Origin of the sequence: Streptococcus oralis, from assembly GCF_019334565.1 — a bacterium.
Taxonomy (GTDB): Bacteria; Bacillota; Bacilli; order Lactobacillales; family Streptococcaceae; genus Streptococcus; species Streptococcus oralis_CR.
In genome coordinates this window covers 1,708,152-1,720,922 of sequence record NZ_CP079724.1, presented here as the reverse complement: position 1 = coordinate 1,720,922, position 12,771 = coordinate 1,708,152, and the positions used below count along the sequence as shown (strand labels likewise).

Below are 12,771 nucleotides of genomic sequence, written 5' to 3'. Positions count from 1 at the left end.
CAAAAAAACTTCCTTATCTAGGAAGTTTTCGAGTTTTAAGCTTTCTTTTTCATATAAAAAATAGTAAGCATAAGTCCAATGAAGGCCAAAGCAATAGCCACATAAAAAGCTACACTATAATTTCCATTATTAGCCATTGCCATTTGAACAGCGACCTTGGGAGCGAAAAATGCTGCTAAAGAATATCCAGTGAAGACGATACCGTAGTTGACCCCTTGATTTGCAGGACCGTAATTTTCCATGACGATAGATGGGAAGACCCCCATAACACCACCAAAGCAGATACCAAGCCCAATAATTCCTAAGGTAAACCCGAATTGACCAGGAACGATAGTTAGGGAGAATAAAGCTAGGACAATGACAGAATAGATAATCAATAAGGTCTTTGAACGGCCGATTTTATCAGAAAGTGATCCCCAGATAAAACGACCACTAGAGTTTGCGATTGAATAAAGAGAGACATAGAGAGCTGCAGTGCCTGCAGAGAGTCCAAACATTGATTGACCGATTGGTGATGCTTGAGAGGCAATCATCAAACCAGAAAAGGCGCCAACAAAGAACATGCTAATGATAATGTAAAACAGAGGACTTTGTAGCATTTGTTTCCAGTTCTTATTAGTAGGTCCTTGTTTGGTTGGGATAGGAGCTTTCCAGCCTGCTGGTTGGTAGCCACTTGGAGCTGCCTTGATAAAGAAAATTGCACAGATGATAACAACAATATAGACTAGCCCAATTGTACGAAAAGCAAAGAAGGCATCTTGTTGTTGAATGAGATTGCTCGCGACTGGAGAAGCGATGACTGCGGCAAATCCCATGCCACCTGTCAGAATTCCAGAGGCTAAGCCACGTTTATCAGGGAAGAGGCGAAGTGAATTGGAGAGGGCACCTGAATAGGCAAAACCTTGACCAAGCCCGGCCATTAATCCATAGGTCAAATAAAGCATGGCTGGTGAATTGGCATAGCCGGTTAAGTAAAATCCGCTAGCAAATAGAAGAGCACCGAGGGCGATGGTCCATTTTACGTAACCTTTGTCAACTAAATAACCTCCAAGAATCATGGGGATAGGGCCGATTGCAGAGTTGATAGCAAATGCTAACATAATATCAGACATGGACCAGCCTGTTGAACTGCTAAGTGGTCCGGCAAAAACAGAAAAGGAATAGACGGCACCTGTGCAAAGAAGAATGGCTGTGGACGCGACTAAAATCCGCCAACGATTGAATGTCTCTTTCATAAAAACATCCTCCTTAAATGTATATTTTTTCACCAAGACTATATCATAGTTAAGGAAGCTGGTCAATAGTTTAAGAAGATATTTTGTTAATTTTTTCACGAACTTGTACTAAAGTACGATAATCTGATAGAATAACACGGTCTTTATTATCAAGGATTTACAAGATTTTCTAAAGTAGTATAATGAAAGTAGATTAAATAAATGAAAGGGGTACCAAGATGAAACTAGTTGCTATCGTTGGAACCAATTCAGATCGCTCAACCAATCTGAAACTCTTGAAATTTATGCAAAAGCACTTTTCGGATAAAGCCGACATTGAGGTATTGGAAATCAAACAATTGCCAGCATTTAACGAACCTGAGGACAAGCAAGCACCAGCTGAAGTTCAAGCTTTTTCAGAAAAAATTCTTGCCGCAGATGGTGTGATTATTTCAACACCTGAGTACGACCACACGATACCAGCACCTTTGGCCTCTGCTTTGGAGTGGATTGCTTATACCAGTCGTGCCTTAATCAATAAACCAACTATGATTGTTGGTGCTTCTCTTGGCTTGCTAGGAACATCTAGAGCGCAGGCACATTTACGTCAGATTTTAGATGCGCCGGAGCTTAAAGCGAGAGTTATGCCTGGTACAGAGTTCTTTCTAGGTCATTCTGAGCAAGTCCTAGATGATGAGTGTCATTTGAACAATCCTGAAAAGGTTGCAGAACTAGAAGAACATTTTTCAGAGTTTCAAAATTTTGTTGAACTAACAAAGGCTTTAGTCAAACCAGAAGATACAAATCGTAAGAAATCTTTCATTTGGGAAGAATGGTTGAAAGCATAGGTATTTCAAGAAAGGAGAACAATCCATGAAATTAGTAGCTATTGTTGGGACTAATGCAAAAAAATCCTATAATCGCAACCTGTTGCAATTTATGAAAAGACATTTTGCTCAGAAAACGGATATTGAGATTTTAGAAATAACAGATGTACCAATGTTCAATGAAACAGATGATCAAACAGATACACCTATTATTCAGAAGTTTAATCAAGCTATTTCAGAAGCTGATGGTGTCATTATCTCGACACCCGAGCACAATCATACGATTCCATCAAGTTTGAATAGCTTGCTCGAGTGGTTGTCTTTTAACATTCATCCACTAGACGGAAAGCCGACAATGATTGTCGGAGCTTCTTACGATATTCAAGGTTCCTCACGTGCCCAACTTCATCTTCGTCAGATTTTGGATGCTCCTGGGGTAAATGCAACAGTTATGCCAGGTAGTGAGTTTTTACTTGGTCGAGCGCATCGAGCGTTTGATGACAATGGAGATTTGATTGATGAGCGAACCGTTGATTTCCTAGATAGTTGTTTTTATCGCTTCCTTCGCTTTGTATCCGTCGCAAACCAACTAAATCTTCCTGAAGAAGTCCGCTTTGAACCGGGGACTTACCATGTTACAACTGAAGGTCATAATGGTAAATTACCGATGGATGTAACGGTTTCTGAGGACCGTATTGAAAAAATTGAAATCGATTCTTCTGGAGAATCTTCAGGAATCGCAGATGTCGTCTTTACCCGTATTCCAGCAGAAATCATTGAGGGACAAACCTTAAATGTTGATGCGGTGTCAGGAGCTTCTGTGACTTCAAATGGTGTTTTAGATGGAGTTGCGCGTGCAGTCAAACAAGCCGGTGCAAATCCAGATGTTTTACGGAAGCGTTCAAAAGCGCCATCTGCCCTAGATAAAGAAGATAAAACCTATCAGGCAGACGTTGTCATCGTCGGAGGCGGAGGAGCTGGATTAGCTGCAGCGGCTGCAGTCTTACAAGCTGGTAAGAAGCCAATTGTTGTTGAGAAATTTCCTGCAATTGGAGGAAATACTGTTCGTGCAGGTGGTCCAATGAATGCACCAGATCCAGCATGGCAAGGAACCTTCGCAGCTCATCCAGGTGAGGCTCATACGCTTCAAGAATTGATTGCGACAGATGAATCAACGATTGATCCAGAATATCTAGAGGACTTTAGAGCCTTGAAAGTTGAGGTTGAGCAGTATTTGCAGGACCCGAGCTATTTGTTTGACTCTACCTTACTTTACCGTATCCAAACCTATATCGGTGGGAAACGAAAAGATTTACAAGGAAATGAAATTCATGGGCAATACGATTTGGTTTCTGTATTAACCGAACGAGCCCTAGAGTCTGTTCGTTGGTTGGAAGACATCGGCGTTGAATTTGTTCGTAGTGAAGTGACAATGCCAGTTGGAGCCCTTTGGCGTCGTGGCCATAAGCCGGTTCAACCAATGGGGTATGCCTTTATATCTGTCCTACAAAAAAATGTTCTAGAGCATGGTGGCAAAATCTTGACTGACTCTCCAGTTAAAGAATTGCTTGTAAAAGACGGGGCTGTCAAGGGTGTCAGAGCAGAAGGTCGAAACGGTCAAACCATCATTGTCAATTCAGATGCCGTTGTTCTAGCTTCTGGAGGATTTGGTGCCAATACAAAGATGCTACAAAAATACAATACCTACTGGACTGAAATTGCAGATGATATCGCTACATCTAATACACCAGCTGTAACAGGAGATGGTATTCTTTTAGGGCAAAGTGTAGGTACAGATTTGGTGGGTATGGGCTTTAGTCAAATGATGCCAGTATCTGATCCAGTGACAGGAGCTCTTTTCTCAGGACTTCAAGTTCCTCCAGCAAACTTCATCATGGTAAATACTGAAGGGAAGCGCTTTGTAGATGAGTACGGTAGCCGAGACAAGCTATCTCAAGCGGCGATTGATAATGGAGGCTTGTTCTATCTAATCGCAGATGAACGTATCAAGGAAACTGCCTACAACACTAGCCAAGAAAAAATCGATGCCCAAGTCAAAGCAGGCACTCTCTACCGTGCAGATACGATAGAAGAGTTAGCGGTTCAGATTGGTGTAGATCCACAAGTTCTAGTGGAAACGATTAAGAATTACAATTCCTATGTAGATGCAGGTTTTGATCCTGAATTTAATAAAGGTAGTTTTGATCTCAAGTGTGAGGTTGCGCCATTTTACGCAACACCGAGAAAACCGGCCGTTCACCATACAATGGGTGGACTCAAGATTGATACTTCAACACACGTTTTGAATGAAAACGGTCAGATTATCCCTGGTTTGTATGCTGCCGGAGAAGTCGCAGGTGGACTCCATGCAGGTAACCGTCTAGGAGGAAATTCGCTTACGGATATCTTTACTTTTGGACGTATTGCAGGTCAAACAGCTGTTAAAGAAAATTGTTAGTGATTGATTTAAAAATTAAGGGAATTTTAAGTCTCCTTGTGTATTATATAATCATTAAATAAAGACCTCCTAATACTCTTCGAAAATCTCATCAATCTTCGTTAGAGTCGACTTAGCTAACTATAGTTATGCTTGCGTCTATCTGCCTAGTCTGATTTCGATTTTCATTGAGTACCCTTTATTTAATGAAATCCTAAACTTTTCTTTTTCATAATAATCTCCCTAAAGAGGCCACCCAATCAGGTGGCTTTTTTGTTTGTGGCTTGGATTTTTGATATAATAGAGCCATGAGTAGAATTTTAGATAATGAGATCATGGGGGATGAGGAGTTGGTAGAACGTACCCTCCGTCCTCAGTATTTACGTGAATATATTGGGCAGGATAAGGTCAAGGACCAGCTGCAAATCTTTATCGAAGCTGCCAAAATGCGGGATGAAGCGCTGGACCATGTGCTCTTATTTGGGCCTCCAGGTTTGGGGAAAACGACCATGGCCTTTGTTATTGCCAATGAACTGGGAGTCAATCTCAAGCAAACTTCTGGTCCTGTTATCGAAAAAGCGGGTGATCTGGTAGCGATTTTGAATGATTTGGAGCCTGGAGACGTTCTCTTTATTGACGAGATTCATCGCTTGCCCATGTCGGTGGAAGAGGTGCTTTATAGTGCCATGGAAGACTTCTACATTGATATCATGATTGGGGCGGGTGAAGGCAGTCGCAGTGTTCATTTGGACTTGCCACCATTCACCTTGATTGGTGCGACGACCCGTGCGGGGATGCTCTCAAATCCTCTGCGGGCACGTTTTGGGATTACGGGTCATATGGAATACTATGCCCACGCTGACTTGACAGAGATTGTTGAGCGGACAGCAGATATTTTTGAGATGGAAATCACCCATGAGGCAGCTTCGGAGTTGGCCTTACGCAGTCGAGGAACTCCTCGTATCGCCAATCGTCTCCTCAAGCGCGTGCGCGACTATGCCCAGATTATGGGGGATGGCTTGATTGATGATGTGATTACGGATAAGGCTTTGACCATGCTGGATGTAGACCGTGAAGGTTTGGACTATGTAGACCAAAAAATCCTTCGCACCATGATTGAGATGTACGGTGGTGGTCCTGTCGGTTTAGGAACTCTTTCTGTTAATATTGCCGAGGAGCGTGAGACAGTCGAAGATATGTACGAACCTTACTTGATTCAAAAAGGTTTTATCATGCGAACTCGTTCAGGACGAGTTGCGACCGCTAAGGCTTACGAGCATTTGGGGTATGAGTATAATGAAAAATAAACAAGAAATCTTAGATAGTGTTAGAGAAAATCCTGACATGATGGCTATTCTGAGTGTCATCCGCGACTTGGAGTTGAAAGATTCCTGGTTAGCAGCTGGTTCGGTACGAAATTTCATCTGGAATCTCTTGTCAGACAAATCGCCTTTTGATAGTGAGACGGATGTGGATGTGATTTTTTTTGATCCAGATGTTTCTTATGAGGAAACAGTATCCCTAGAGAAAAAGCTGAGAGAAGATTTTCCTCAGTATCAGTGGGAGTTGAAAAATCAGGTCTATATGCATCTGCACAGTCCCCACACTGCGCCTTACACGAGTTCTCGTGATGCCATGAGTAAGTATCCCGAACGCTGTACGGCGATAGGACTCCGCTTGCATTCCGACGCAACTTTAGAGCTCTTTGCGCCTTATGGTTTAGAGGATATTTTTAACTTTCACGTATCCCCAACTCCTCACTTCTTAGAGAATGAGGACCGAATGAAGCTCTATCAAGAACGCTTGTCCAAGAAAAATTGGCAAGAAAAATGGAAAAATCTAACTTTCTCAAAAAACTTAAGAAAAATTTAAGTTAGGGACGGTATACTAGGTTCATAAGTTAAGAGGAACTTAACTTAAACTCCTAAAACTTTTTCATAATAATCTCCCTATAAAATTAAGTCGCCCAATCAGGCGGCTTATTTTTTGTCTGTACGGAGAGCTAATAACTTACCAATAGAAGAAAATAGGGAAATATGGTATAATGAAACGATAGATTTTTGAATAGGAATAAGAACATGTTTGGATTTTTTAAGAAAGATAAAGCTGTAGAAGTTGAGGTTCCAACACAGGTTCCTGCTCATATTGGCATCATCATGGATGGGAATGGTCGTTGGGCTAAAAAACGGATGCAACCGCGGGTCTTCGGACACAAGGCGGGGATGGAAGCCCTTCAAAAGGTGACCAAGGCAGCTAACAAGATGGGAGTCAAGGTCATCACGGTTTATGCCTTTTCAACGGAAAACTGGACACGCCCAGATCAAGAGGTCAAGTTTATCATGAACTTGCCAGTCGAATTTTATGATAACTATGTCCCTGAATTGCACGCAAATAACGTTAAGATTCAGATGATTGGAGAGACAGACCGTTTGCCTAAGCCGACTTTTGAAGCTTTGAAAAAAGCAGAGGAGTTGACCAAGAACAATACGGGCTTGATTCTCAATTTTGCGCTTAACTATGGTGGCCGTGCTGAAATTACGCAGGCTCTTAAGGGCTTGGCTCAAGATGTTCTAGATGCTAAAATCAACCCTGGTGACATCACAGAAGATATGATTGGGGACTATCTTTTTACGCAACACCTGCCAAAGGATTTGCGGGATCCTGATTTGATTATCCGTACGAGTGGTGAGTTGCGTTTGAGTAATTTCTTGCCATGGCAAGCAGCATATAGCGAGCTTTATTTTACGGATACCTTGTGGCCTGATTTTGATGAAGCTGCCTTGCAGGAAGCTATTGCTGCTTTTAACCATCGCAATCGCCGTTTTGGAGGAGTTTAGGAGAAGATATGACCAAGGATTTACAAAAGAGAACATTGTTTGCGGTATTGGCCCTGGCGATTTTCCTTCCAGTCTTGTTTGCAGGAGGGCTCTTGTTGCAGATAGGGATTGGCTTGTTAGCGATGCTAGGCGTCCATGAACTCTTGCACATGAAGGGACTAAAGACTATGACCATTGAGGGTGCTTTGACTCTTTTTGCGACCTTCGCTCTCACAGTTCCTTTAGAAAATTACCTAACTTTTTTGCCTGTTGATGGAAATGTGGTTGCCTATAGTGTTCTGATTACCATAATGCTAGGGACGACCGTTTTCAGTAAAAACTATACGATTGAAGATGCCGCTTTTCCAATTGCTGTGAGTTTTTATGTTGGTTTTGGCTTCAATGCCTTACTAGATGCTCGGGTGGCAGGTTTTGACAAGGTACTGTTGGCCCTTTTTATCGTTTGGGCGACAGATAGCGCAGCCTACCTGACAGGGATGAATTTTGGTAAACATAAATTGGCGCCAAGAGTTTCTCCTAATAAGAGTATTGAGGGCTTTGTCGGGGGTATTTTAGGTGCGGTACTGATAACGGTAATCTTCATGCTAGTGGACAGTACAGTTGCTCTTCCTTATGGAATTTATAGAATGAGTCTCTTTGCTGCCTTCTTCAGTGTGGCAGGTCAGTTTGGTGACTTGATTGAGAGTGCCATGAAACGCCATTTCGGTGTCAAGGATTCTGGGAAATTTATCCCTGGACATGGCGGTGTGTTGGATCGCTTTGACAGCATGCTGATTGTGTTTCCAATGATGCACTTATTTGGCCTGTTTTAAAGAAAGGAATATTGAATGATTGGATTGCTAACCTTTATCCTCGTTTTTGGGATTATTGTGGTGGTGCATGAGTTTGGACATTTTTATTTTGCCAAGAAATCAGGCATTCTAGTTCGTGAATTTGCCATTGGTATGGGGCCCAAGATTTTTTCCCATATCGGCAAGGATGGTACTGCTTATACCATTCGAATCCTTCCTCTAGGAGGCTATGTTCGTATGGCAGGCTGGGGTGATGATGCGACAGAAATCAAGACAGGAACTCCAGTCAGTTTAACACTTGCTGATGATGGTAAGGTCAAACGGATCAACCTCTCAGGGAAGAAACTGGATCAAACGGCTCTTCCTATGCGGGTAACCCAGTTTGACTTTGAAGACAAGCTCTTTATCAAGGGTTTGGTCCTGGAAGAAGAAAAGACTTTTACAGTGGATCATGATGCAACGGTGGTTGAAGAAGACGGAACCGAAGTGCGCATTGCTCCTCTGGATGTACAGTATCAAAATGCTTCTATCTGGGGCAAGCTCATCACCAACTTTGCAGGTCCTATGAATAACTTTATCTTAGGTGTTGTTGTTTTTTGGATCTTGATCTTTTTGCAGGGCGGTGTTAGAGACACTCAGACCAATCTCTTTCATGTCATGCCAGAGGGAGCTTTGGCTAAGGTAGGCGTAGCTGAGACCGCTCAAATTACCAAGGTCGGCTCGCATGAGGTTAAGAATTGGCAAGACTTGACTCAGGCTGTGGAAGCAGATACCAAGGACAAGACAGCCCCGACCTTAGATGTGACCATTTCTGAAAATGGTAGCGAAAAACAAGTCACGGTAACGCCAGAAGAAAATCAAGGACGTTATATTATCGGGGTTCAACCGGGAGTCAAGTCAGACTTTCTATCCATGTTTGTTGGTGGATTTACAACCGCTGCTGATTCAGGGCTTCGTATCCTTTCGGCTCTGAAAAACTTGATTTTCCATCCAGATTTGAACAAACTCGGCGGTCCCGTTGCCATTTTTAAGGCAAGTAGCGATGCTGCTAAAAATGGAATTGAGAATGTCCTCTATTTCCTAGCCATGATTTCCATCAATATCGGGATTTTTAACTTGATTCCGATTCCGGCTTTGGATGGTGGAAAGATTGTGCTCAATATCCTAGAGGCTATCCGCCGGAAACCCCTTAAACAAGAAATTGAAACCTATGTCACCATGGCTGGTGTAGTTATCATGGTTGTCTTGATGCTAGCTGTGACCTGGAATGACATTATGCGACTCTTCTTTTAGATAATCGAGGAATATTATGAAACAAAGTAAAATGCTAATCCCAACGCTTCGCGAAATGCCAAGCGATGCTCAAGTTATCAGCCACGCACTTATGTTGCGTGCTGGTTATGTTCGTCAAGTTTCTGCTGGTGTTTATTCTTACCTACCACTCGCTAACCGTGTGATTGAAAAGGCTAAGAATATCATGCGCCAAGAGTTTGATAAGATTGGTGCGGTGGAAATGCTAGCGCCTGCCCTTCTCAGTGCCGATCTTTGGCGTGAATCAGGTCGTTATGAAACCTATGGTGAATACCTTTATAAATTGAAAAACCGTGAAAAGTCAGACTTTATCCTAGGTCCGACACACGAAGAAACTTTTACAGCTATTGTTCGTGACTCTGTCAAGTCTTACAAGCAATTGCCACTCAACCTTTACCAAATCCAACCGAAGTACCGTGATGAGAAACGCCCACGTAACGGACTTCTCCGTACGCGTGAATTTATCATGAAAGACGGCTATAGTTTCCATGCTAATTACGATAGTTTGGATGTGACTTATGACGAGTACAAGGCAGCCTATGAACGTATTTTCACTCGTAGTGGCTTGGACTTCAAGGCCATCATTGGTGATGGTGGCGCTATGGGTGGTAAGGATAGCCAAGAATTTATGGCCATTACACCAGCCCGTACAGACCTCGACCGCTGGGTTGTCTTGGACAAGTCAGTTGCCTCATTTGATGAAATTCCTGCAGAAGTGCAAGAAGAAATCAAGGCAGAATTGCTCAAATGGATGGTTTCTGGTGAAGACACTATTGCCTACTCAAGTGAGTCTAGCTATGCAGCTAACTTAGAAATGGCAACAAACGAGTACAAACCAAGCAACCGTGTCGTTACTGCAGAAGAAGTGACTCGCGTCGAAACTCCAGACGTTAAATCCATCGATGAGGTTGCAGCCTTCCTAAATGTCCCAGAAGAACAAACGATCAAAACCCTCTTCTACATGGCAGATGGTGAGCTTGTTGCAGCCCTTCTAGTTGGAAATGACCAACTCAATGAAGTCAAGTTGAAAAACCACTTGGGAGCAGATTTCTTTGATGTTGCGAGCGAGGAAGAAGTAGCAAATGTTATCCCAGCTGGTTTTGGTTCACTTGGTCCAGTTGGTTTGCCAGAAAATGTGAAAATCATTGCAGACCGTAAGGTACAAGATGTTCGCAATGCTGTTGTGGGGGCTAACGAAGATGGTTACCACTTGACGGGTGTGAATCCAGGTCGTGATTTTACTGCAGAATACGTAGATATTCGCGAAGTTCGTGAGGGTGAAATTTCCCCAGACGGACAAGGTGTCCTAAACTTTGCCCGTGGTATCGAGATCGGTCATATTTTCAAACTCGGCACTCGTTATTCAGCAAGTATGGGCGCAGATGTTTTGGATGAAAATGGTCGTGCTGTGCCAATCATCATGGGATGTTACGGTATTGGTGTTAGCCGTCTTCTCTCAGCAGTTATGGAGCAACACGCTCGCCTCTTTGTCAACAAAACGCCTAAAGGGGAATACCGTTACGCTTGGGGAGTTAACTTCCCTAAAGAATTGGCGCCATTTGATGTGCACTTGATCACTGTCAATGTCAAAGATGAAGAAGCGCAAGCCTTAACAGAAAAACTTGAAGCAAGCTTGATGGGAGCTGGTTACGAAGTCTTGACAGACGACCGTAACGAACGTGTCGGGGTTAAATTCAGCGATAGCGACTTGATTGGTCTGCCAATCCGTATCACTGTTGGGAAAAAAGCAGCTGATGGCATCGTAGAAGTTAAGATTAAGGCGACTGGTGACACCATCGAAGTTCATGCAGACAACTTGCTTGAAACGCTTGAAATCCTCAGCAAAAAATAAAAACTATAATCAGAAGAAAAACAAGGCAAAAATGTAACTAGTTTTTACCTTGTTTTTTCTGTATAATGGGAAAAATGAGTAAACGAAGAGGTATAACAATGCTAAAATTTCCAAAGGATTTTGTCTGGGGTTCCTCCACTTCTGGACCACAGACAGAAGGACGAGTGCCAGGTGATGGTAAAGGAGATAATCTCTGGGATTATTGGTATCAGGTGGAACCCAATCGCTACTACAATGGGATTGGACCTGACAAAACATCGACCTTCTATGAAAACTGGGAAAAGGATATTGAGCTTTTGGTAGAGACTGGGCATACAGCCTTTCGTACTTCTATCCAGTGGTCTCGTATTTTCCCACAGGGGCGTGGAGAGGTCAATCCGCAAGGGGTGACTTTCTACCGTCAGGTTTTTGAAGCTATTAAGGCCAAAGGGATTCGTCTCTTAGTCAATCTCTATCACTTCGACCTGCCTTTTGCCCTCCAAGAAGACGGCGACGGTTGGGAAAATAAGGCAACTGTCAAGGCTTATGAAGACTATGCTCGTTTTTGTTTTGAGACATACGGTGACTTGGTGGACCAATGGATTACCTTTAATGAGCCCATCGTTCCCGTAGAGTTTGGCTATTTTTACGATGCCCACTATCCTCATAAGGTAGATGCCAAAGCGGCGGTTAAGGTTGCCTATCACACACAACTGGCTAGTAGTCTTGCGGTTAAGGCCTGTCATGAAGTTTTGCCTGATTCCAAGATTGGGATTGTCCTCAACTTGACACCAGCCTATCCACGTAGCCAGCATCCCGCAGATGTCAAGGCTGCTCGCATTGCGGATCTCTTCCAAGCCCAATCTTTCCTAGATCCGTCTGTCTTGGGAGCTTATCCAGAAGAGTTAGTAGAGATTTTAGCTGAGCATGATTTGCTGCCAGATTCTACAGCAGAAGAGTTAGAACTCATTCGCGAGAACATAGTTGATTTCCTAGGAGTTAACTATTACCAACCTTTGCGCGTTATGGCGCCACGTTTTGCTAAGCATCCTGACAGTCCCCTCTTGCCAGAGCATTTCTACGAACCTTACGTCATGCCGGGCCGTAAGATCAATCCTCACCGCGGTTGGGAAATCTATGAGCAGGGGATTTATGATATTGCCCAAAATATCAAGGAAAATTATGGTAATATTGAGTGGATGCTGACAGAGAATGGCATGGGGGTTGAAGGGGAAGAAAAATTCCGTGAGAATGGCATGATTCAAGACGACTATCGTATCGACTTTGTCAAAGGTCATCTTCTTGAGCTGCACCGTGCTATTGAAGACGGAGCCAATTGTAAGGGCTACTTGATTTGGACCTTTATCGACTGCTGGTCATGGCTCAACAGTTATAAAAATCGCTACGGTCTGGTTGAGCTTGACTTGGAAACACAGGAACGTCGCCTGAAGAAATCAGGCCACTGGTTCAAGGAACTCAGCGACCATAATGGATTTTAAGAATAAAAAAGTGAGATGGTGTTC

10 protein-coding genes are annotated in these 12,771 nt (G+C 43.1%); 9 read left to right on the top strand and 1 reads right to left on the bottom strand.

Annotated features, from left to right (window positions below):
• Positions 1-35: 35 nt before the first annotated feature.
• On the bottom strand, positions 36-1,235 hold the full coding sequence (locus KX728_RS08265) for an L-lactate MFS transporter (protein WP_049519212.1): 1,200 nt from the start codon (positions 1,233-1,235) through the stop codon (positions 36-38).
• A 218-nt stretch (positions 1,236-1,453) separates the two neighbouring features.
• Here KX728_RS08265 and KX728_RS08260 point away from each other — a divergent pair, with 218 nt between their 5' ends.
• The 9 genes from KX728_RS08260 to gmuD all read left to right on the top strand — a co-directional run bounded on the left by KX728_RS08260 (position 1,454) and on the right by gmuD (position 12,747).
• Positions 1,454-2,062 carry an NADPH-dependent FMN reductase gene (locus tag KX728_RS08260; RefSeq protein WP_132972735.1) on the top strand — a complete coding sequence of 203 codons (609 nt, stop codon included), beginning with the start codon at positions 1,454-1,456 and terminating at the stop codon, positions 2,060-2,062.
• Between the two features lie 25 nt (positions 2,063-2,087).
• Positions 2,088-4,499, top strand: a complete 2,412-nt coding sequence (locus tag KX728_RS08255; protein WP_215804308.1) for a flavocytochrome c — start codon at positions 2,088-2,090, stop codon at positions 4,497-4,499.
• A gap of 287 nt (positions 4,500-4,786) precedes the next feature.
• Positions 4,787-5,785 (top strand): Holliday junction branch migration DNA helicase RuvB, encoded by a 999-nt coding sequence (gene ruvB / locus KX728_RS08250; protein ID WP_287639050.1) that lies wholly within the window; start codon positions 4,787-4,789, stop codon positions 5,783-5,785.
• Positions 5,766-6,350: a nucleotidyltransferase family protein gene (locus KX728_RS08245; protein WP_215804309.1), complete on the top strand. Its 585-nt coding sequence runs from the start codon at positions 5,766-5,768 to the stop codon at positions 6,348-6,350. Before ruvB ends, KX728_RS08245 begins: the two co-directional genes overlap by 20 nt.
• Positions 6,351-6,556: 206 nt before the next feature.
• The gene (gene uppS, locus KX728_RS08240; protein WP_000466705.1) at positions 6,557-7,315 is read left to right on the top strand and encodes an undecaprenyl pyrophosphate synthase; all 759 of its coding nucleotides are present in this window, start codon (positions 6,557-6,559) and stop codon (positions 7,313-7,315) included.
• Positions 7,316-7,323: 8 nt separating this feature from the next.
• Positions 7,324-8,127, top strand: coding sequence for a phosphatidate cytidylyltransferase (locus tag KX728_RS08235; RefSeq protein WP_000159119.1), 804 nt, complete (start codon positions 7,324-7,326; stop codon positions 8,125-8,127).
• 15 nt (positions 8,128-8,142) lie between these two features.
• Positions 8,143-9,399 (top strand): RIP metalloprotease RseP, encoded by a 1,257-nt coding sequence (rseP, locus tag KX728_RS08230; RefSeq protein ID WP_215804310.1) that lies wholly within the window; start codon positions 8,143-8,145, stop codon positions 9,397-9,399.
• A gap of 16 nt (positions 9,400-9,415) precedes the next feature.
• Positions 9,416-11,269 (top strand): proline--tRNA ligase, encoded by a 1,854-nt coding sequence (locus KX728_RS08225; RefSeq protein WP_215804311.1) that lies wholly within the window; start codon positions 9,416-9,418, stop codon positions 11,267-11,269.
• A 98-nt stretch (positions 11,270-11,367) separates the two neighbouring features.
• A complete protein-coding gene (gmuD, locus tag KX728_RS08220) occupies positions 11,368-12,747 on the top strand; it encodes a 6-phospho-beta-glucosidase GmuD (protein ID WP_215804312.1) in 1,380 nt (459 codons plus the stop codon).
• Positions 12,748-12,771 lie beyond the last annotated feature (24 nt).